The sequence below is a fragment of the Tsukamurella ocularis genome (assembly GCF_024807615.1).
Lineage (GTDB): Bacteria > Actinomycetota > Actinomycetes > Mycobacteriales > Mycobacteriaceae > Tsukamurella > Tsukamurella ocularis.
The window spans coordinates 667958-688465 of sequence record NZ_JANUCJ010000002.1 but is presented as its reverse complement, the minus strand read 5'-3'; the positions used below and the strand labels follow the sequence as shown (position 1 = coordinate 688465).

The window sequence follows — 20508 nt, the reverse complement described above, 5'->3', positions numbered from 1 at the left end:
CGTGACCGAGACCGCCGCTGTGCCCACCGGGCTCGGCCGGCGCATTGTCGGGCAGGCCCTGCCCGCCCTCGGGGTACTCGCGGCGGAGCCCCTGTACCTGCTGTGGGACACCGCCGTCATCGGCCGCCTGGGCGCGCTGCCGCTGGCCGGCCTGGCGGTCGGCGGCCTGATCCTCGCGACCGTCTCGACGCAGCTGACCTTCCTCTCGTACGGGACCACGTCGCGGTCGGCCCGCCGGTACGGTGCGGGCGACCCTGGCGGCGCCGTCGTCGAGGGCGTGCAGGCGACGTGGATCGCGCTCGCCGTCGGCACCGTTCTGCTGGCGCTCGTGCAGGGTTTCGCCGGCCCGATCACGCGCGTGATCGCCGGTCGCGCGGAGATCGCCGAGGCCGCCGAGTCGTGGCTGCGGGTGGCCTCGTTCGGGATCCCGCTGATCCTGATCACGATGGCAGGCAATGGTTGGCTCCGCGGCGTGCAGCGGCCCCGCGCACCCCTGCTCTTCGTACTGGTCGGGCTGGGCCTCTCGACGGTGCTGTGCCCCGTCCTCGTCTTCGGCTGGGGCGGTGCGCCCGAGCTCGGCCTCGTCGGCTCAGCGTGGGCGAACCTGGCCGGGCAGATCGTGAGCGGCGTGCTCTTCCTCGGGGCCGTCGTGCGCGCGGCCCGGGCGGGCGGCGGAGGCACCGTCGCGGCGCTGCGGCCGCGCCTCGACCTGGTGCGCGCGCAGCTGGTGCTGGGGCGCGACCTGATCGTGCGGAGCCTCTCCTTCCAGATCTGCTTCGTCTCCGCGGGCGCGGTGGCCGCGCGGGCGGGCGCGCAGTACGTGGGCGCACACCAGATCGCGATGCAGCTGTGGAACTTCGTGGCGCTCGTGCTGGACTCCCTGGCCATCGCGGCGCAGACGCTCGTCGGCGCCGCCCTCGGGGCGGGGAACACCGGCGCGGCGCGGTCTCTGGGCCGCCGGGTCACCGCGTGGTCCACGGTCTTCGCGGTCGTGATCGCCGCGGCCCTCGCCGCGCTGCAGGGCACCCTCCCCAGGCTCTTCACCGCCGACGCCGCGGTGCTCGACGCCCTCACCGTGCCGTGGTGGTTCCTCGTCGGGATGATCCCCGTCGCGGGCGTGGTCTTCGCGCTCGACGGGGTGCTGCTCGGCGCCGCGGATGCCGCATACCTCCGATCCGCGACGATGGCTGCGGCGCTCGTCGGCTTCCTGCCGCTGATCTGGCTCTCGTACGCCTTCGGCTGGGGCCTGGCCGGGATCTGGTCCGGCCTGGCGGCGTTCATGGTGCTCCGCTGCGCCGCCGTGGTCGTCCGGTTCCAGGGGCACCGGTGGGAACGGGTGGGCACCGCGCCGGCCTGATCGGCTTGCAATGCGGCGCCGAATACGATCGGATAGCGCATATGGCATTCACTGTGATCACGAACACGGCCGCGTTCCGCAAGGCCCTCGCCGGTGCGGCAGTCCTCGCGGCGTGCGGCGCGGCGGTTGCCTGCGCCCCGTCGGATCCCGGGTCGGTTCCCTCCTTCACCGTGAATCCCTCGGCGGCGCAGAGCGCGCCCGCGCGCCCGTCGTCCGGCGCGTCCGCCTCCGTCTCGACCTCGCCGGCGACCACGACCACGGCGCCGGCCCCGACGGCCACCCAGCAGCCGCCCGCGGGCGGCACACCGTACGTCGCGCCCACCACGACCTACCCGACGGCGGAGACGACGACGGCCGTTGCCCCGACGACCACCCAGCCGTACCCGACGACCGTGGTCATCCCGCCCGGGATCGACCTGCCGCCGGGCGCGCCGCGCACGATCACCATCCCCCCGGGCTTGCCCTTCCCGCGCTGATCCCGGCCCGGTACGCCTCGGCCCCGGTGCGCGGGCGGCGGTTCGCCGTGGCCGCGCACCCGGTGCCGGGGGCTCGGGGTGGATCAGCGCGACGCGCGCGGCGCACCTTGACCGGGATCGATCTGCACCGGGCCGTCCTTGCCCGGCGTCACGTCGAAGTCGAAGATCGATGTCGGGATGTACACCGTGGCACAGGAGTTCGGGATGTCGACGACGCCGGACAGACGGCCCTCGATCGGTGCTGCACCGAGCAAGAGGTATGCCTGCTCCGGGCTGTAGCCGAACTTGGTGAGGTAGTCGATCGCGTGCAGGCAGGCACGCTGGTACGACAGGTGCGAGTCCAGGTACCGCTGCTCGCCGTCGAGGGTCACCGACGTCCCGGAGAAGGCGAGGAACTGCTCGTACCGCGGGCCCACGTCGCCGCCGGGTAGGAAGATGGCGTTCTCGCTGACGCCGTAGGTCTCCATCCCGCCGGAGATGATGTCGACGTGTAGGTCGATGAAGCCGCCCATCTCGATGGCGCCGCAGAAGGTGATCTCGCCGTCGCCCTGGCTGAAGTGCAGGTCGCCGACCGACAGGTTCGCGCCGTCCACGAACACCGGGTAGAAGACGCGGGTGCCGCGGGTCAGGTTCTTGATGTCCTGGTTGCCGCCGTTCTCGCGGGGCGGTGCGGTGCGGGCGGCCTCCGCCGCGGCCGCGGTGAAGGCGTCGCCGGTGAGGCTGCCGAGGACGGCGTCGTTCGGCTCGGGCGGCAGTGCCAGGGGCGGCACGCGGTCCGGGTCGGTCGCGATCAACGCGGCCTCGCGGGCGTTCCAGCGGGCCAGCAGGTCCTTCGATGGCGCCGTGCCCATGAGGCCCGGGTGGATGATCCCGGTGAAGCTCACGTGCGGCACGTGCCGCGAGGTGGCGGTGTGCCCGGTGAAGTCCCAGATCGCCTTGTACGCATCGGGGAACTGGTCGGTGAGGAAGCCGCCGCCGTTCTCCTTGGCGAAGATGCCGGTGTAGCCCCAGCCCTGCCCGGCGAGCGGGCCACTGTCCTCCTGGGGGATCGGACCCACGTCCACGATGTCCACGATGAGCAGGTCGCCCGGCTTCGCGCCCTCGACGGCGATCGGCCCGGACAGCGTGTGCACCGTCGTCAGCGGCGCATGGAGGATGTCCTCGGCCGAGTCGTCGTTGTGGATGGCCCCGTCGAACCACTCCCGGCAGTGCACCCGGAAGGTGTCACCCGGTTTGACGGTGACCGCCGGCGGGATGGCGTAGTGCCAGCGGTTGTGGCCGATCTTCTCCTGATCGGTGAACTTCTTCGAGGAATCGAGTGGGAATACGACCTCTGGCATGGGACGGACCTCTCTTTTTCGGTGGACCTTCTCGGGTGCGAGCTCAGGGGCGGGGCAGGTGCGCGTGCCGCGGGTCCGACGGTGCCGGCCCGCGGCCCGGGCGCGGCGCGCCCGCGGGGGAGCCGACGACGGCGGGTCGTTCGGCGGTGGCCTTCGTGGCGTCGAGGAGTCGCATCGCGCCGCGGTCGGCGCGGCCGATCTGCGGCGCTGTCACCCCCCGCGGAGCCGGATCGCCGCAGCGACACGCCGTGGCGTCAGGGACGTCGCGCATGCTGAAGGTGGCGTCGAACGGTCCGCAACGGGCGCAGCGGAATTCATACGTAGGCATGAGTGGACGGTATTCCTTTCGCGGGGCCGCCGGAGGGTAATTACCGAATCGGTAGTGAATCTCGTGGGTATCGTGAGCCCGTGCCAGCCGAGTCGTCCACGCCCCCGCCGAAGCGGACGAGGCCGCCCGTGTCACGGACGCGCAAGGCGAGGATCGCCCGCCGCAGGGCGAAGCGCGTGGCTGCCGCCGACAACGATCTGACCGGCGCACAGTGGGACGAGCTCGTCGGCTTGTGGGGCGTATGCGCCTATTGCGGGGGACCGGGGCCCTATCAGAAGGACTGCGTTCTCCCGATCTCGAGCGGCGGCCGCTACACCCAGCAGAACGTGGTACCCGCGTGCCGTTCGTGCAATGCGAGCAAATGCAATTCCGAGGTGACGGGGTGGATGCGCCGCAAGAAGCTCGACGAGCGGGCCTTCCTGCAGGGCCACGCCGAGATCCTGATGCACCTGCGGGAGCGGGACGCCGACGACGGTGCACCGACCGGGGAGGTCGGGGCACCGTCGGGCGCCTGAGCACGAGACGTGCGCCCCTACTGCACCGGCGGATCCGCGGGCAGGACGTGCGCGCCCGACTTGTCGGTCGACAGGGCCAGCGAGCTGATGTACTGCTTCCTGCCGTCGGCGCCGGGCACCGCGGAGGCCACCATGTCGGGCCGCTCGAACTCGACACCGGTCACGCAGCACAGGAGCTTCTCGCCCGACGGATTGCCGTACTCGTCGAACATCGGCAGGTCGATGCCGTCGTCGGACCGGCGCAGGTAGTACTTGCCCCGTGTAGCGACGGCGAGGGCCGGAGGCAGCACGAGTGCGAGGACCAGGGCGACCAGCGGTGAGTAGGGCTGCAGGCCCGAGCCGAGGAGCCCGAAGAACGCGGCGATGGAGAGCCCGGCCGCGACGATCACCGAGACGAAGCCGACGGGGTTGATGTCGTAGAGCATGCCGCGGCGGAACTCGGGGACCTTCGGCGAGATCTTCAGCAGGTACTTGTTGATCGCGATGTCGCTGGCGACGGCGACGATCCAGGCGATGCCGCAGTTGGCGTAGAAGTTCAGCAGATTGTTGAGGAAGCTGAACATGTCGGCCTCCATGAGCACGATCGCGATGACGACGTTGAACACGAGGAACACCAGGCGACCGGGGTAGGTCTTGGTGACGCGGGTGAAGCTGTTGGTCCACGCCAGCGAGCCCGAGTACGCGTTGGTCACGTTGATCTTGATCTGGCTGATCACCACGAGGATCACGGCGAGGGTGAGCGCGAGCCAGTGCGGCAGGAAGTCCTGGTAGATCTCCACGAACTGGTGGACCGGCTGGTTCGCGATGCCGGCGTTGTCGATGGTGATCCCGATCAGGTAGACGGCCAGGAAAAGACCGACGATCTGCTTGATGGCGCCGAAGAACACCCAGCCGGGGCCCGCGGTGATCACGGCGGTCCACCAGCGACGAGAGTTCTCGGGGGTCTTGGGCGGCATGAAGCGCAGGTAGTCGATCTGCTCGGCGATCTGCGCGATCAGCGAGAGGCACACGCCCGCGGCGAGCATGGTGCCGGCGAAGCTGACGCCCTTGTGCAGGGGCTCGCCGGTGGCGGTGTCGATGCCGCCGAAGGCGAAGAAGTCGCCGATGGCCTCCGGGTGCTTGAACAGCAGGTAGCCGAACGGCAGCACCATCATCACGAGCCACAACGGGGTCGTCCACACCTGCAGCTTCGCGAGCGTGTTCATGCCGTAGATCACCAGCGGGATGATCAGCACTGACGAGAGCAGATATCCGAGCCAGAGCGGGATGCCCAGGCCGAGTTCAAGGCCCTGCGCCATGATCGAGCCCTCAAGGGCGAAGAAGATGAAGGTGAACGACGCGAAGATCACGTTCGTCAGCACCGAGCCGTAGTAGCCGAAACCGCTGCCGCGGGTGATGAGGTCGAGGTCGATGTTGTACCGCGCCGCGTAATACGCCAGCGGGTAACCGGTCAGTACGATGACCAGCGCGAAGAAGCCGATACCCCACAACGCGTTGCCGGTGCCGTTCGCGATGCCGATGTTCGCGCCGATGGCGAAATCGGCGAGGTAGGCGATGCCGCCCAGCGCCGAGGTGGCCACCACGGCCGGCCCCCACTTGCGGTAGCTGCGCGGCGCGAACCGCAGGGTGTAGTCCTCGAGCGTCTCGCGCGCGGCGGCGTCGCGGAGCGCGGTCGACGGTGCGCCGTCGGCTTCCGCGGGTTGCAGTGCGGTCACGGTTGTTCCCTTCCGGCCCACACCACGCGGCGCGGGGTTGGGGAAATCGTGCTGCCGCGGGGTTCAGCTGGGGTGACTGCGCCGTAACGGATCGGTTACGGGGCCGGGTGCCGTGTGACGGCGATGTTGCCCGGCTTCGCCCTCGCCGCCGCGTCCTCCTTGCGCTTGACGGAGTCGCGGATCTGATCGATGTTCTCGCGCAGCATGTCGGCGACCAGTTCGTCCGTGCGCTCGTCGGCGAGCACTTGCAGCACCATCCGGAACGTGGTGTCGACGATCAACTGGATGATCTCGTCGTGGAACGGGATGTACTTGACCCGCCTCGTTTGCGGGTCGTTCTTGATCGTCTCGAGGATCATGCCCGTCATCTCGGGCTGGTTCTCCTCGAGCGCGGCCGCGATGTTCTTGGTGTAGTGGCCGGACTTGAGCACCTCCGCGACTTCGTCGAGGACGGCCACGGTGATCGGCCGCTTGACGGCGTCGATGACGGTGTCGGTAGCCCGGTTGACGACGGCCGCGGTGATCCGGTCCCCGTAGATCCGGTCGATGGCGCGGGCCAGCCTGGCCAGCGCGACCGCGATGCGGATGATGCGGAAGGCGCGGGGGATGGGCGAGGTCACGACGGCGGCGGGGATCATGCCGAGGATCTCGTACCAATTGACGAGGAGGAATCGGCGGTGCCAGCCCACCTGGCGCCAGCGCCACAAGAACTCGGCGGCGAAGACCGCACAGATCACCGCGTCCACAATGAGGACGGTGGTGAGGGTGGTTGGGGAGACTTCGAAGAACGTGATCCAGACGATCAGCCCCACGGAGACGAAGGCCAGCACGACCATGGCCCAGTCGGTCCACAGGACGGGCGGCTTCCGCGGGTAGGGGGCGAGTCGGGCGTCAGTCGTGGCGTTCATCGCGTCCGACACTACTGAGCCGACGTGCGCCCGGCGGCAGGTCCGTGCGGACCGGCCTCCGGGGACGCGATCACGCCGCGGGAGGCAGGTGCCGCTGCACGTCGTCGATGATGCGGCCGGCGCCGAGTACGCCGATCCCCACCATCCAGGTCTCGTCGTCGACCGCGTACGCGCGATCGGCGGCCACGGCGGGCAGCGCGCCCCAGCGGTCGGTCACGGTCCGCTGCGTGGCAGCCGAGTTGGCGCCGGGGGTGTGGAAGACGAAGTCGCCGTTGATCTCCGCGAAGTTCTCCAGCGACGGCTCGATCATCGAATACTCGTTCCAGGGCTTCGGCGGAATGCTGAAGCCCATCGCGGTGATCACGCTGCCCGAGAACGTTCCGGGGCCGTAGATCCGGAACGTGCCGTTCGCGCGCCACCGCACGATCGAGACCGACTTGCCCGGCGCTCCGACCTTGCGGCCCACCTCGGCGGCGCGGGTGTCGAGTGCGGCGAGCTGCGTGGCCATCTGCTCCGTGCGGTTCACGGCCAGCGCGGTGATGTTCGCCTGCTCCTTCCAGTTGGTGCCGGTGTCCACCGAGTACACGGTGGGCGCGATGGCGGAGAGCTGCTGGTAGAGCTTCTCGTGCCGGACCTTCGAGCCGATGATGAGGTCGGGCCGGAGCTTCGCGATGGCCTCGATGTCGGGACTGGCGATCAGGCCCACGTTCGCCGTGCCGTCCAGCTTGTCGCGCAGGTAGCCGGGAAAGCCCTCGTTCGCGGCCGCGACGGCGGCGCCGACCGGCGTGATGCCCAGCGCGACCAGGGCGTCCGTGTGCGGCGAGTCGATGACGACGATGCGCTGCGGGTCGTTCGGCACCTTCGTCTCGCCCATCGCGTGCGTGACGGTGCGCGTCTGGGCGGGTTCGGCGCCGTCGCCGCCGGATCCGCACGCGGTGAGCGCGACGGTGGTCGCTACCGCGAGGGTGGCGGCGAGGAATCGGCGGCGGTTCGGTCCCGAGGCGATCGTCATGCCGGAAAGATAGCATTCAGTTAGGCTTGCCTTGGTAGAAGGTCGGCGTGCGCGGTCACCCCGACGGCGCCCGGTAGCGTGGAGGGGTGGCGAAGCTCTGGGCGATCAGTGACCTGCACGTCGGGCACCGCGGGAACGAGGGCGTCGTCGACAAGGTGTGGCCTGAGTCGCCGGATGACTGGCTGATCCTCGCTGGTGACCTCTGCGAACGCACTGACCAACTCGACGAGGTGCTCGCCGCCATCGCTCCGCGGTTCGCGACGGTGATCTGGGTCCCGGGCAACCACGAGCTGTACACCACCTCGAAGGACCCGATGCAGGTCTTCGGCGAGGCCCGGTACGACCACCTGGTGGAGATCTGCCGGCACCACGGGGTGCTCACGCCGGAGGATCCGTTCCCGGTGTTCGACGACGCCGACGCCGGGCCCGTCACGATCGTCCCGATGTTCCTGCTCTACGACTACAGCTTCCGCGACGAGGGCCTCACCACGCTCCAGGCGCTGGCCCGCGCGAAGGAGAAGAGCGTCGTCGCCACCGACGAGTTCCTGCTCTCGCCTGAGCCGTACGCCACCCGCGACGCCTGGTGCCGGGCCCGGCTGGAGTACACCCGCCGGCGCCTCGCCGCGCTGCCGGCCGGCACCCGCACCGTGCTCGTGAACCACTGGCCGCTGCGCCGCGAGCCCACCGAGGTGCTCTTCTACCCGGACTTCGCGCTGTGGTGCGGCACCGTCGAGACACGGGACTGGCACACGGCCTACAACGCCGAGGCGGTCGTCTACGGCCATCTGCACATCCCCCGCACCACCTGGTACGACGGGGTGCGGTTCGAGGAGGTTTCCGTGGGCTATCCGCGGGAATGGCAGGAGCGGGGCCTGCCCGTGCCCCTGCTGCGCCGGATCCTGCCCGCGCCCGACTACACGGAGGCCTCGCTCGGGCACTACGGTGTGCACTTCCGGGTGGACCCGAAGTACCGGGACGACCCGGAGCGCTTCGCTGCCGAACGCGCGAAGGCACAGGCCCGCCTCGGCGACCGCCGGGTGGCTGCACGGGAGCGGATCGCCGAGCGCCGGGCGGCGCGGGCGAAGGAGGGGGAGAAGTGATCCTGCAGTCGATGCTGCCGCGCGGCGTGGTCGCCCGGGAGGCGCACGCCGATCTGGACGCGCCCCTGCATCCGCGTGAGGCGGCTCAGATCGCCAAGGCCGTGCCCAAGCGGCAGGCCGAGTACGCGACGGTGCGCCACCTCGCCCGGGAGGCGCTGGGCGAGTTGGGTATCGGCGATGCAGTCCTCGTCAAGGGCGAGGGCGGCGGCGTGGACTGGCCGCGCAATATCGTGGGCGCCCTCACGCACTGCGACGGCTACCGGGGCGCGGTCGTGGGCTACCGGATGGGGGTGCGCACCATCGGCATCGACGCCGAGCCGCATCTCGCCCTGCCGGACAAGGTGCTGCCGACGGTCTCCGTGGAGTCCGAGCGGGAGGTGCTCGCCGGGCGCCCCGACGACGGGCTGCACTGGGACCGCCTGCTGTTCTGCGCGAAGGAGGCCACGTACAAGGCGTGGAACCCGATCACCGGGCGCTGGCTGGGCTTTGAGGACGCGGAGATCACCTTCGACCTCGCCGAGCGCACCGACGGCGCGGCGGAGGGCACCTTCCGCTCTCGGATCCTCATCGACGGCAGAACCGTTGACGGTGGTGCGCCCGTCGCCGCGTTCGACGGCCGGTGGCGGATCACCGACGGCCTCATCGTGACCTCGATCGCGGTGGTGTGAGATGACCACCGCGAGAGGCTTTCTCGAGCCCGACGGCGCCGGACTCGTCATCATCGACAAGCCCGCGGGCCTTACCAGCCACGATGTCGTCGCACGGTGCCGGCGCGCGATGGGGACCCGCAAGGTCGGCCACGCCGGCACCCTTGACCCGATGGCCACGGGCGTGCTGGTGATCGGCATCGAGCGCGCCACGAAGCTGCTGGGCCACCTCGCGCTCACCACCAAGGCGTATACGGCCACTGTCCGTCTCGGTGCGTCGACGTCCACCGATGACGCCGAAGGTGAGGTCACGGGCGGGGCTTCCGCCGAACGCCTCGACGAGGACGCGGTGCGCGCCGCGATGGCGCCGCTGACGGGCGACATCGAGCAGGTGCCGAGTTCGGTGAGCGCCATCAAGGTCGATGGCAGGCGGGCCCACCAGCTGGTCCGCGAGGGGGCGGATGTGCAGCTCAAGGCTCGCCCGGTCACCGTCGACGAGTTCGCCGCGCACGCCTTCCGACGTGAGGGCGACTTCCTCGACGTCGACGTGACCGTGGAATGTTCATCCGGCACCTACGTCCGGGCGCTTGCGCGCGATGTGGGCGTGAGCCTCGGCGTCGGTGGGCACCTCACGGCGCTGCGCCGCACCCGCGTCGGTCCGTACGGGCTCGACCACGCGATCACTGTGGACGACCTCTTCGAGACTCCGCGCCTGTCCTACGGCATCGACGATGCGATCGCCGCCGGCTTCGCCGTCCGTGAGATCACTGAGGAGCAGTCCGCCGACCTGGCGCTGGGGCGGTGGCTCGACCCGGTCGGCCTGCCCGGCGTCTACGCCGCGGCGACCGCTGACGGCCGCGTCTTCGCACTGCTCCAGGAGTCGGGGAAGCGCGCGAGCTCCGTCTTCGTGGTCCGGCCCGCCGCGTGAGGGATCAGCCGTCTGAGAATCGGGTCCACGCCTGGCGGGGCGTGGACTCATCGCCGCGGGTGGGCCACGTAGCGCCCTCGGAGACGAAACCGAGCGCTTCGAGCGCGGGCGTGGCCGACGCGTGACGATCCGCCATGGCGATCGTCAGCCTCCGGGTGGCCTGGTGCTCCGCGGCCGCGCCACACGCCGCGATGATCACAGTGACGGCCGCGTCTGTCGCCGCGTTGCGCGGGATTCTGTCGATGACCTCCGTCGTGGAGGTCCTCAGGTCGATGGTCACCTGCACGTCACCGACTGGACTGCCATCCACTGACGCCAGGTACCGCCCATCACCTGCAACCTCGAATGCTACTGCGCAAGTGCTGTACTCATTCTCGCCGATGCGGAGGTGACCGGTGTTCGACGTCATGGCCATGAATGGGATGATATCGCAAATATCCGGACTTTTGTCCACCATTAGGGGCATCTGCCGAGGACGGCTCGCCTCTGGGTATCAGGCCCGGAGCGTACGCACCGTCAGACGGCGACGTCCGATCCGCTACTCGCGCAGGCGGGTCCACGTCGCGCGCGGCGTGGATTCGTCGCCGCGGGTGGGCCACGTGGCCCCCTCGGGGCGGAAGCCGATGGTCGCCAGCGCGTCTGTGACGCGCGGGCTCGGGTCGGCCGCGGCGATCGTCAACCGCCGGGTTTCCTGGTGCTGAGCAGCGGCCCGGCACGCGGCGATGACTACTGCGTCGGCCGTTCCTGCGGGCAGCTCGTGGGACGTACGGTCGATGATCTCCGTCGTGGAGGTCCCCACGTCGACGGACACCTGGGCCGTGCCGGCCGGCCGGCCGTCGACGTGCGCCTCGTACACTCCGCCACGCCTGGCGTGGAACTCGACCGTGTGGTCTCCGGCGGCGCGTGCCACTCCTGGAAGTGCGTGGGGTGCGTCGATCGGATTCGACCGGCGCATGCGACCACGCACCTTGCGCGCGCCGAGCCGGGCGGCGCCGAGCGTCGCCGCGAGTGAGGGCGCGGCGGCCCTGCTCCGAGGCAGCGGGACCGCTGCGATCCCATCGACGTTCGAGGCCAGCGCGGCGCGCACCTCGGCGGTGTTCTCGATGGCGTAGATCGCATGATCTGCGGGCTGTCCCGCGTACTCGCGGAGTCGGCGCAAAGTCTGGACGTGCTCGAATCCGACCGATTCGCCGAGGGCCGCTGCGGCGCGGTTGTGCACGTACACCGGTCCGATGACTCGCGGGACATCCGGAAACATGAGGAGTACGTCGAGTACGCACGTCGCGAGCGCCCACTGGGCGATGGAGGGGGACGATTTCGGTACTCCCGCGATCCAGATCGAGGTCTCGACGTGGCCCGTCCGTGGGTCGGGGCCGACGTGCTCCACCTGACCCACCATGCGCGCATCGGTTCCGTCCCCGGCGATCAGGACGCGGGAGTGGACGACGAACGGGTCCGTCCGTGCGCACCACCATTTGTCGGCCCACGCCGTCGACGAGTGTTCGGAGACCCAATCGGCGTTCGCGTCGCCGAATGCGGGGCGCAGCCGCTCCTCGTGCTCCAGGCAGGTGCGGCGCCACGAGTCGGCATCCGAGAGCCGGGGTGCACGGAGTTCGACGGTGTGCTGGCCGATGCGGAAGCGTCCGGAGGCCGACTGTGTTCTCACCCGATTATGCTACTGCAAGTTCTCTCCGATGTAGCGGGCGGACGGGCGGATGATTTTGCCCTGTCGGACCTGCTCGAGGACGTTCGCGGTCCAGCCGACGACGCGGGCGACGCCGAAGGTGGGCGTGAACATGGACGGCGGCAGACCCACCTCGGTCATCAGCACGCCCGCGTAGAACTCGACGTTCGCGTAGAGACGCCTACCGGGCTTCAGTTCGTTGATCCCCGCCTCGATCTCGGCCTCGACCGCGCGGGCCTGTCTCACCAGTGGGGAGTCGAATCCGGTCACCACTTCCTTGAGTAGCTCCGACCGCGGGTCGTGCGTGCGGTACACGGCGTGCCCGAAGCCCATGATCTTCTCGTCGCGGGCGATCTTCCCGCGCACCCAGGCGCGAGTGTTCGACGGATCGCCGATTTCGTCTAGCGCGGCCAGCGCCCGGCTCGGCGCACCGCCGTGCAGCGGACCGAGGAAGGCGCCGAGGGCACCGAGGAGGCATGACGATATGTCTGATCCAGTGGACGCGATCACCCGCCCGGCGAAGGTCGAGGCGTTGAAGCCGTGGTCGATGGTCGCGACCAGGTAGGTCTGCAGTGCTGCCGCGGCGTCCGCGTCCGCGATCCCGGTGGCCATGCGCAGGTAGTCGGCGGCGTGGCCGGCGGTGAGGTCGGCGTCGAGGGGTCGCTGCCCTCGCGCCAATCGGTGCGCCGCGGCCAGGATGGTCGGCGTCACCGCGGCGTACTGCAGCGCGGCCTCAGTGCGCTCGTCCTCGGCAAGGTCCATGAGCGGCCGGTCGTCGAGGCCGAGTGCGGCGAGCGCCACGCGCAACGCGTGCATCGGCTCGGTGTCCGGCCCGACGGTGGCCCGCAGCACGTCGAGCACGCCGCCCGGTAGAACGCGCCGGGCGCCGACGCGACGGGCGAACGCGGCGCCGTCGGACAGCCCGGGCAGGCTGCCGAACAGCACGAGGTGCCAGGCATCCTCGAAGGTGACCTCCGCCGCGAGGCGTGTGGCGTCGTGGCCGCGGTAGTGGAAGTAGCCCTCCTCGCCGTGGACGTCGCCGATCGCTGTGTCGGTCACGATGACGTTCTTGAGCCCCGCCGGGGCGATGAGCGGTGTGGTCATGCACCGAGTGTGAGCGATGTTGATCAACTACTGCAATGTTGATTCAATCAACCCGTGGACCGGTGGATCACGACCTCGGAGGCCGCCGAGCGGCTCGGCGTCAAACGCGGCACTCTGTACTCCTACGTCAGTCGCGGGGTGCTGCATTCGCGGCGCATGCCGGGGCAGGCGGAGTCGCTCTTCGATCGCACCGAGGTCGACTCGCTCGCCGCGGCCAAGCACGACGGCCGGCGGGAGGCCGATCGCCTCCTCCGGTTCCGGGCCGTGACGACCCGGGTCTCCTCGTTGCGCGGCGACGCGCTGCACCTGCGCGGTCGGCCGATCGCCGCGGTCTGTGCGGAGCTGGACTTCGCGGCGGCCGCGCGGTTCGTCCTTGAGGTGGACGTGGACGCGGTGGTGGCGCCGCCGACCGTCGACCTGGACCCTGCGCGGGCGGTGGCGCTCGAACGCCGGATTCCGCTCGCTGTCGCACTGCTCGCCGCACAGGACCCGGTGCGGGCCGACCGCACGCACGTCGCCGAGCGCGCGCTCGGCCTGCTGCCGGTCCTGGCGGGGTTCGTCCCCGAGGCGCGCCTCGACCACCCCTGGGTCGACGCGCTCGCGACCTGCCTGATCGACAACGGCCTCGCCGCCTCGACGACGGCGGCCCGGGTCGCCGCGTCCGCGCGGGCTGGTTTCTACGACGCGCTGCTGGCCGGGTACGGCGCGATGGCCGGCGTGCTGCACGGCGGCGCCCCGGCCGCTGCGTACGCGATGCTGGGGCAGGTCCTCAGCGGCGGTGACGTCGACGCGGCGATCGTCGACGCCGCGTGGGGAGGGCACCTCGCGGGATTCGGGCACATCGTCTACACGGGGGAGGATCCGCGCGCCACCGTCGTCCTGGGCCTGATGCGCGCGGACGACCCGGACGCGCCCGCGCTGCGGGCCGTCGCGGAGCTCGCCGCCCGCACGGGCCGGGCGGTCAACATCGACCTGGCGGGCGCGGCCGTGGCGCACACGCTGGGGCTCCCGGCGCGGGCGACGGAGGTGCTGTTCCAGTACGGGCGGACCGTCGGGATGGCGGCGCACATCGCGGAGGAGTACGACGAGGCGCCGCTGCGCTGGCGGGGCACCAATAGCGGGGGCGTGCGCTGACGGCCGCGTAGCGTGGCGCGGGTGATGACGAGGTGAAGCTGGTCGACGGGATCAAGGCGGAGTTGCGGGCCGTGGCGGACCCCGACCGGGCGCCGAAGATGCAGGCGTACATGAAGTCCGCGATGCCCTTCCTCGGCGTGCCCTCGCCGCAGGTGCGCGCGATCACGGCCGCCGTGCGGCGCGAGCACCCGCCCGCGGACCTCGACGAGCTGCGCGACGTGGTCCTCACGCTGTGGGACGGAGCCGAGTACCGCGAGGAGCGCTACGCCGCGCAGAATCTGCTGCGCTACCGGCTCGGCCGGGGCGACCCGGCCCTGCTCCCGCTGCACCAGCACATCGCCGTCACCGGGGCCTGGTGGGACCACGTCGACGAGACCGCCCGGCACATCGCTGCGCTCCACGACGCCCACCCCGAGGACACGGCGGCGGTGGTCCGGGCGTGGAGCCTCGGCGAGGACCTGTGGCTGCGTCGGCTGGCGATCCTCTCGCAGCTCGGCCGCAAGGGCAGGCTCGACACCGCAGTGCTCAGCGACGTCATCGAGCCCGCCCTGCCCGAGTCGGAGTTCTTCCTGCGCAAGGCCATCGGCTGGGCGCTGCGCGAGCACGCCAAGACCGACCCGGACTGGGTCCGCGGCTACGTGGCAGACCACGAGGCCGAGCTCAGCGGCCTGTCCCGCCGCGAGGCACTCAAGAACCTGTGAGGCACACGGTCGCTCGTTCCGCCGCCGGCCGGACCCGCCGTGCGGCGGTGCCGTCCAGTGCCGCGAGCACGGCCGCCACGACGGCCAGGACCGCTCCGGCGAGCGGCAGCGCGCGGTAGGACGCCCCCAGGTCGAGAAGTGTTCCACCCAGCCACGGCCCCACCGCGATCCCGACGTTGAACGCCGCCACGGTGAACGCCGGCGCGAGTGTCGGCGCACCCGGGGCGAGGGCGAACACTCGCGAGTTCAGCGCGGGGTTCGTCACGAATCCCGCCGCGCCGAGCAGCGCCGCCGCGACGGCGGCGGCGGCCGGATGAGGCAGGGCGACCGCGAGCGTCACCGAGGCGACTGCCAGTGCCGCCGCACCGCCCACCAGGACTGAGCCGGGTCGACGATCCGCGAGCCGCCCGCCCGCGGCGATGCCCGCTACGGCGCCCGCACCGTAGAGCGCGAGCACGACGGGCACCGTCCCGGGGGCGGCGTGCGAGCTCTCCAGCAGCATCGCGCCGAGATAGCCGAAGCTGATGAGCAGCGCGGCGATGGAGAACGCGGTGATGGCGTACGACGTCCACAGCCGACCGGTCCGCAGTGCGCGCACCTCCTCCCGGGGGTGCGACGGTCCGCTTCCCGTGATCCGTGCCGGGACGGTGGTCGCGACCGCGACCCCCGCCACGGTGGTCGCCATCGCGACCGCGAGGAAGGTCGCGCGCCATCCGAGGTGCTGGCCGAGCACGGTCCCCGCGGGAAGGCCGATGACCGTCGCGAGCGTGAGTCCGCCGGCGACGACGCTCATCGCCCGCCCGCGGCGGTCCTCGGGCACGAGGCCGATCGCCGTCGTCGCGGCGACTGCCCAGAAGCCGGCGTAGACGAAGGCGCCGGCGAACCGGGTCGCGAGGAGGACGGCGAAGGAGTCGGTGGTCGCCGCGACCAGGTGGGTGGCGGCGAAGATCGTGGTGAAGACCAGCAGTGCCCGCCGTTTCGGCCAGCGCAGCGTCGCGAGGGCGAGGATCGGGGCACCGACCATCATGCCCAGCGCGAACACCGAGATGAGCAGGCCCGCCCGGGGGATCGAGACCTGCAGGTCTGCGGCGACGTCGGGCAAGATGCCCGCGAGCATCAGCTCGGACGTCCCCTGCGCGAAGATGCCGAATCCGAGGACGACGACGGCCGGCGGCATCACAGCAGCGACCCGCCGCTCGCGTCGATCCACTGGCCGGTGACCCAGCCCGCCGCGTCGGAGACCAGGAAGCCGACGATCCCCGCCACGTCGGCGGGCTGTCCGATCCGCCCGAGCGGCGAGTCCGCCGCCATGGCCGCACGCCCCTCCGCCGTCGCGAGCCGCGCCGCGTTCATGTCCGTCGCCGTCCCGCCCGGCCCGACCGCGTTCACGGTGATGGCGCGGGGCGCCAGCTCCTTGGCGACGGCGTGGGTCAGCGCGTCGACCGCCGCCTTGGACATCGCGTAGGGGAGCAGCGCGGGGTTGTACGAGCCGTGGGTGAAGCGCGTGGAGATGTTCACCACCCGGCCGCCGTCCGCCAGTCGCGGGAGCGCGTGCTGGAGGACGAAGAACGGCGCGCGGGTGTTGATGGCCAGGACCCGGTCGAAGACGTCCGCCTGGACCTCGGCGAACGGGACTCGCCCGCCGAGGATTCCGGCGTTGTTGATCACGATGTCGGCCCGCGGGGCCTCCCGGTCGTACTGCTTCCACAGGTGCGCCGACGCGTCCCTGTCGGCGAGGTCGGCCCGGATCGGGAACGCCCGGCCGCCGCGCTCCTCGATCGCGCGCACGACGCCCTCCGCCGCCTCGCGGTCCGCGCCGTAGTGGACCGCCACCGTCGCCCCGCGGTCCGCGAGGTCGTCCGCGATCGCTCGCCCGATCCCGCGACTCGCCCCGGTGACCAGCGCGTACTTTCCTGCCAGATCGTCGCTCACGTGTTCCGCTCCTTTTCGTAGTGAGTGCTACGGAAAGAAAGCTAGCAGCAATTCGTAGCGATCGCTATAGAATGAGGTCATGGCGACGACGACCCGCGGCAGGCCGCGCTCCTTCGACCGGGGCGCCGCGCTCGGCGCCGCCGCGCTGCTGTTCTGGGAGAAGGGCTTCGAGGCCACCTCGATCCGCGACCTCACGGAGCGCCTCGGCGTCGAGGCGCCGAGCCTCTACCGCGCCTTCGGCGACAAGCGACGCCTGTTCGAGGAGGCCGTCGCCGAGTACGACCGCACCTACGGCGGTTTCATCGACCTCGCGTTCGCGGAGGAGTCCACCGCGCACGCGGTGGTCCTCCGCCTCCTCGCCGAGGGGCCGCGGCGGTACACGCGCGCGGGCCTGCCCCGTGGCTGCCTCGTCGTCAGCGGCGACGCGGGCACGGCGGACGCCGAGGTCACGGACTACATGATCGCGATGCGGTCCGCCAACGTCGGGCGCCTGGCAGAGCGGATCGCCCGTGATGTCGCGTCCGGCGAGCTGCCCGCCGCCGTCGATGCGACGGCCCTGGCCCGCTTCACCTTCGCGACCCTGAACGGCCTCGCCGCGGCGGCCCGCGAGGGGGTGCCGCTGGAGGAGCTGGAGGCGGTGGCCGCGATCGCCGCGGGCGCCTGGCCCGTCAGCTCCTGACCCAGATGGCCTGCGCGGCCACGTCGCCCAGGTCCAGCGGCGCACCGTCGTCGACCGTGACGGCGACGGTCCCGAGGAACTTGCGCAATTCCACGACCTCGATCCGCGCATCGGGTGCGATGCCGACCTCCTGGAAGTAGCGCAGCATCTCGGGGTCGGAGTCGGAGATGCGGGCGACGGTGCCGGACTGGCCCGCCGCGAGCTCGGACAGCAGGCAGGCGTCGGGGGTGGGGACCGTGCCGTCGGGCTGGGGGATCGGATCGCCGTGCGGATCGCGGTCGGGGTAGCCGAGTCGCTCGTCGAGGCGCGCGAGGAAGCGCTCGGACACTGCGTGCTCTAGGACCTCGGCCTCGTCGTGCACCTCGTCCCAGCCGTAGCCGAGCTCCGAGACCAGGAAGGTCTCGAGGAGCCGGTGCCGGCGCACCATCGCCGTGGCGGCGGCGCGGCCGTCGTCGGTGAGCGTCACCGCCCCGTACTTCTCGTGGTCGACCAGGCCTTGGTCGGCGAGCTTGCGAATGGCCTCGGAGGCGGTGGACGCGGAGACACCGAGCGCATCGGCGAGCGACTTGGTCGTGACCTTCACATCGGACCACTCCTGGGCGGTCCAGATCTGCTTGAGGTAGTCCTGCGTCACCGCGGACAGCTCGCCGACGGGGCGCGGCGAATCGGGCAGGGGAGGCTTGGGCACGCACCCACCATAGGCCGTCCGATAGGGTGAGTGCGTGCTTCGCTGGCGAGGGCTCGATGACGTTCCCGCGGACTGGGGACGCTGTGTCGTAACGATCGGCGTGTTCGACGGTGTACACCGTGGACACGCCCAACTGATCGCACGCGCGACCGCGGAGGCCCACGAGCGTGGCCTTCCCGCGGTCCTCATGACGTTCGATCCGCATCCCGCGGAGGTGGTGCGGCCCGGATCGCATCCGCCGCAACTGACGACGCTGACCAGGCGGGCCGAGCTCGCCGAGGAGCTCGGCATCGACGTCTTCTGCGTGATGCCCTTCACCGCCACGGTCATGGCGCAACCGGCCGAGGACTTCGTGCACTCCGTGTTGGTCGAGCGGCTGCACGCCGCCGCGGTCGTGGTGGGGGACAACTTCACCTTCGGCTACCGCGCCCTCGGCAACGTCGAGATGCTGGCGAGGCTCGGCCACAAGTTCGGCTTCTCCGTGGACGCGGTGCCGCTGCTCACGGAGCATTCGGTCACCTACTCCTCGACGTACATCCGCTCCTGCGTGGACGCGGGCGACGTGAAGGCCGCCGCCGAGGCGCTGGGGCGCCCGCACCGGGTGGAGGGCGTCGTCGTGCGCGGCGATGGCCGCGGCCGCGAGCTCGGCTTCCCGACGGCGAACGTCGCCCCGCCGATGTTCGCCGCGATCCCCGCCGACGGCGTGTACGCCGCGTGGTTCACCGTGCTCGGAGCGGGCCCCGTGGTGGGGCAGGTGACGCCCGGCGAGCGGTATCCGGCCGCAGTGTCGGTGGGCAGCAACCCGACCTTCTCGGGACGCACGCGCACCGTCGAGGCCTTCGTGCTGGACACCTCCGCCGATCTCTACGGGCAGCACGTCGCCGTCGATTTCGTGGACCGGGTGCGCGGCATGGAGCGGTTCGATTCCATCGACGCGCTGCTCATCGCGATGGGCGGGGACGTCGACAAGACCCGCGCGATTCTGGGAATCCCCTGACTGCTGGTAACGTGGTCGATCGTGCCTGCTGCGGTTCGCGGTGGCGGCACGGATCCATGACGACGCGATACTGAAACAAGGAGTTCCTCCATGTCGCTCACCACTGAGCAGAAGAAGTCGATCCTCGCCGAGTACGGCCTGCACGAGACCGACACCGGTTCCCCCGAGGCGCAGGTCGCGATGCTGACCAAGCGCATCACGGACCTGACCGAGCACCTCAAGCAGCACAAGCACGATCACCACAGCCGCCGCGGCCTGCTGCTGCTGGTCGGCCGTCGTCGCCGCCTGCTGAAGTACGTCGCCTCGGTCGACATCAACCGCTACCGCGCGCTCATCGAGCGCCTCGGCCTGCGTCGCTAAGAGCCTTCATGCCGAACGGCCCGCTCCCGGATCTCCGGGGCGGGCCGTTCGGCGTCTCCGGGTCCGCCGGTCCCCGGGGCGTCAGCCGCGGCCGAGGAGCGTGCCGCCGTTGACCTGCAGGATCTGGCCCGTGGTCCAGCCCGCGTCGGGTGCGGCGAGGTAGGCCACGGCGGCGGCGACCTCCTCGGGCGTGCCGGCGCGACCCGCCGGGATCTGCGCGATCCGGCTGTCGTGGAGCTCGGTCGTGAGGCGGTCGGCCCAGAACTCCGTCGCCGGCACGAATCCGGGCGCGACCACATTGACGGTCACGCCCTCGGGGGCGAGCTCCAGGGCGAGCCCCGCCGACCAGGCGTGCAGGGCCCCCTTCGCCGCACCGTAGGGCCCGGGCCCGCGGAGCCCCGCGATCGAGCTGATCGAGACGATCCGGCCGCCGGGTCGGGTGAGGTACGGCCGCAGCGCCTCGGTCGCGAGGACGGCGGTGATCACGTTGAGCCGGAACGTCGTCGCGTACGCTTCCGCCGTCCCGGCGAGGTCGTCAGACGCGCCGTCGCGGGCCGGGTTGCCGCCGACGTTGTTGACCAGCACGTCGACGGTGCGCGCCGCGCCGATCCGGCCGGCAAGACCGTCGACGGCGGACGGATCGGCCAGGTCCGCGACCTCGGCGGACACCCGCTCCGCGCCGAGCGCGGCGTTGATCGCGGACGCGGTCTCCGCGAGCACGTCCGCGCGCCTGCCCACGATCACGACGTCGTTCCCGTCGGACGCCAGACGGTGCGCGATCGCCCGCCCGATCCCCGTACCGCCGCCCGTCACCACTGCACGTCTCGTCATAGTTTGAATGTCTCACGATTTCGATGACCCCGCAGCGGCGAGCTCGGCGGTCACTCACTCCCAGTCGGCGGC

The 20508-nt window shown here is 71.1% G+C and carries 23 protein-coding genes; 11 read left to right on the top strand and 12 right to left on the bottom strand.

Annotated features, from left to right (window positions below; genetic code table 11):
- Window position 1: 1 nt before the first annotated feature.
- Entirely contained in the window at window positions 2-1357 is a 1356-nt protein-coding gene (locus HNP44_RS09375) for an MATE family efflux transporter (RefSeq protein WP_259139980.1), read from the top strand.
- A gap of 41 nt (window positions 1358-1398) precedes the next feature.
- The gene (locus HNP44_RS09370; protein WP_259139981.1) at window positions 1399-1833 is read left to right on the top strand and encodes a hypothetical protein; all 435 of its coding nucleotides are present in this window, start codon (window positions 1399-1401) and stop codon (window positions 1831-1833) included.
- An 83-nt stretch (window positions 1834-1916) separates the two neighbouring features.
- On the opposite strand, the gene fmdA is transcribed toward HNP44_RS09370, so the two are convergent.
- Both fmdA and HNP44_RS09360 read right to left on the bottom strand, forming a co-directional pair.
- Window positions 1917-3173, bottom strand: a complete 1257-nt coding sequence (gene fmdA / locus HNP44_RS09365) for a formamidase (RefSeq protein ID WP_259139982.1) — start codon at window positions 3171-3173, stop codon at window positions 1917-1919.
- Between the two features lie 43 nt (window positions 3174-3216).
- Entirely contained in the window at window positions 3217-3501 is a 285-nt protein-coding gene (locus tag HNP44_RS09360) for a zinc ribbon domain-containing protein (protein WP_259139984.1), read from the bottom strand.
- A gap of 128 nt (window positions 3502-3629) precedes the next feature.
- Here HNP44_RS09360 and HNP44_RS09355 point away from each other — a divergent pair, with 128 nt between their 5' ends.
- Window positions 3630-4016, top strand: a complete 387-nt coding sequence (locus HNP44_RS09355) for an HNH endonuclease (protein WP_259139985.1) — start codon at window positions 3630-3632, stop codon at window positions 4014-4016.
- A gap of 17 nt (window positions 4017-4033) precedes the next feature.
- Here the strand turns inward: HNP44_RS09355 and HNP44_RS09350 are convergent, their stop codons facing one another.
- The 3 genes from HNP44_RS09350 to HNP44_RS09340 form a co-directional block, all read right to left on the bottom strand.
- Complete coding sequence (locus HNP44_RS09350; RefSeq protein ID WP_374758759.1) at window positions 4034-5731, bottom strand: purine-cytosine permease family protein; 1698 nt, start codon at window positions 5729-5731, stop codon at window positions 4034-4036.
- A gap of 95 nt (window positions 5732-5826) precedes the next feature.
- Window positions 5827-6639, bottom strand: coding sequence for an ion transporter (locus tag HNP44_RS09345; protein WP_259139987.1), 813 nt, complete (start codon window positions 6637-6639; stop codon window positions 5827-5829).
- 70 nt (window positions 6640-6709) lie between these two features.
- Window positions 6710-7651 (bottom strand): ABC transporter substrate-binding protein, encoded by a 942-nt coding sequence (locus tag HNP44_RS09340; protein WP_259139988.1) that lies wholly within the window; start codon window positions 7649-7651, stop codon window positions 6710-6712.
- Window positions 7652-7737: 86 nt separating this feature from the next.
- Here HNP44_RS09340 and HNP44_RS09335 point away from each other — a divergent pair, with 86 nt between their 5' ends.
- The 3 genes from HNP44_RS09335 to truB are packed head-to-tail and all read left to right on the top strand — an operon-like array spanning window position 7738 to window position 10326.
- Complete coding sequence (locus HNP44_RS09335; protein WP_259139990.1) at window positions 7738-8751, top strand: metallophosphoesterase family protein; 1014 nt, start codon at window positions 7738-7740, stop codon at window positions 8749-8751.
- Window positions 8751-9419: a 4'-phosphopantetheinyl transferase family protein gene (locus HNP44_RS09330; RefSeq protein ID WP_310437678.1), complete on the top strand. Its 669-nt coding sequence runs from the start codon at window positions 8751-8753 to the stop codon at window positions 9417-9419. Before HNP44_RS09335 ends, HNP44_RS09330 begins: the two co-directional genes overlap by 1 nt.
- Before the next feature lies 1 nt (window position 9420).
- Complete coding sequence (gene truB, locus HNP44_RS09325) at window positions 9421-10326, top strand: tRNA pseudouridine(55) synthase TruB (protein ID WP_259139991.1); 906 nt, start codon at window positions 9421-9423, stop codon at window positions 10324-10326.
- 4 nt (window positions 10327-10330) lie between these two features.
- On the opposite strand, the gene HNP44_RS09320 is transcribed toward truB, so the two are convergent.
- From HNP44_RS09320 to HNP44_RS09310, 3 genes are all read right to left on the bottom strand, one after another.
- Window positions 10331-10612: a hypothetical protein gene (locus HNP44_RS09320; RefSeq protein WP_259139992.1), complete on the bottom strand. Its 282-nt coding sequence runs from the start codon at window positions 10610-10612 to the stop codon at window positions 10331-10333.
- Window positions 10613-10864: 252 nt separating this feature from the next.
- A complete protein-coding gene (locus HNP44_RS09315) occupies window positions 10865-11992 on the bottom strand; it encodes a GNAT family N-acetyltransferase (protein ID WP_259139993.1) in 1128 nt (375 codons plus the stop codon).
- 9 nt (window positions 11993-12001) lie between these two features.
- Window positions 12002-13114 carry a citrate/2-methylcitrate synthase gene (locus HNP44_RS09310; protein ID WP_259139995.1) on the bottom strand — a complete coding sequence of 371 codons (1113 nt, stop codon included), beginning with the start codon at window positions 13112-13114 and terminating at the stop codon, window positions 12002-12004.
- Window positions 13115-13168: 54 nt separating this feature from the next.
- Between HNP44_RS09310 and HNP44_RS09305 the strand changes: the two genes are divergently transcribed.
- Both HNP44_RS09305 and HNP44_RS09300 read left to right on the top strand, forming a co-directional pair.
- Window positions 13169-14248: a citrate/2-methylcitrate synthase gene (locus tag HNP44_RS09305; protein ID WP_259139996.1), complete on the top strand. Its 1080-nt coding sequence runs from the start codon at window positions 13169-13171 to the stop codon at window positions 14246-14248.
- Window positions 14249-14280: 32 nt separating this feature from the next.
- Window positions 14281-14949 (top strand): DNA alkylation repair protein, encoded by a 669-nt coding sequence (locus tag HNP44_RS09300; protein WP_259139997.1) that lies wholly within the window; start codon window positions 14281-14283, stop codon window positions 14947-14949.
- Here the strand turns inward: HNP44_RS09300 and HNP44_RS09295 are convergent.
- Both HNP44_RS09295 and HNP44_RS09290 read right to left on the bottom strand, forming a co-directional pair.
- Window positions 14936-16126 carry a Cmx/CmrA family chloramphenicol efflux MFS transporter gene (locus HNP44_RS09295; RefSeq protein ID WP_259140288.1) on the bottom strand — a complete coding sequence of 397 codons (1191 nt, stop codon included), beginning with the start codon at window positions 16124-16126 and terminating at the stop codon, window positions 14936-14938. The genes HNP44_RS09300 and HNP44_RS09295 overlap by 14 nt on opposite strands.
- Window positions 16126-16881: an SDR family oxidoreductase gene (locus tag HNP44_RS09290; protein ID WP_259139998.1), complete on the bottom strand. Its 756-nt coding sequence runs from the start codon at window positions 16879-16881 to the stop codon at window positions 16126-16128. The genes HNP44_RS09295 and HNP44_RS09290 overlap by 1 nt, the downstream gene beginning before the upstream one ends.
- Window positions 16882-16960: 79 nt before the next feature.
- On the opposite strand from HNP44_RS09290, the gene HNP44_RS09285 reads away from it, so the two are divergent.
- Window positions 16961-17560, top strand: coding sequence for a TetR/AcrR family transcriptional regulator (locus tag HNP44_RS09285; protein ID WP_259139999.1), 600 nt, complete (start codon window positions 16961-16963; stop codon window positions 17558-17560).
- Here HNP44_RS09285 and HNP44_RS09280 read toward each other — a convergent pair.
- A complete protein-coding gene (locus HNP44_RS09280; RefSeq protein WP_082791466.1) occupies window positions 17550-18248 on the bottom strand; it encodes a metal-dependent transcriptional regulator in 699 nt (232 codons plus the stop codon). The genes HNP44_RS09285 and HNP44_RS09280 overlap by 11 nt on opposite strands.
- 34 nt (window positions 18249-18282) lie before the next feature.
- On the opposite strand from HNP44_RS09280, the gene HNP44_RS09275 reads away from it, so the two are divergent.
- Together HNP44_RS09275 and rpsO are read left to right on the top strand one after the other, a co-directional pair.
- Entirely contained in the window at window positions 18283-19245 is a 963-nt protein-coding gene (locus HNP44_RS09275; RefSeq protein ID WP_224649622.1) for a bifunctional riboflavin kinase/FAD synthetase, read from the top strand.
- A gap of 90 nt (window positions 19246-19335) precedes the next feature.
- Entirely contained in the window at window positions 19336-19605 is a 270-nt protein-coding gene (rpsO, locus tag HNP44_RS09270) for a 30S ribosomal protein S15 (RefSeq protein ID WP_224649620.1), read from the top strand.
- Between the two features lie 81 nt (window positions 19606-19686).
- Here rpsO and HNP44_RS09265 read toward each other — a convergent pair whose 3' ends face one another.
- The gene (locus tag HNP44_RS09265) at window positions 19687-20436 is read right to left on the bottom strand and encodes an SDR family NAD(P)-dependent oxidoreductase (RefSeq protein ID WP_259140001.1); all 750 of its coding nucleotides are present in this window, start codon (window positions 20434-20436) and stop codon (window positions 19687-19689) included.
- Between the last annotated feature and the right edge of the window lie 72 nt (window positions 20437-20508).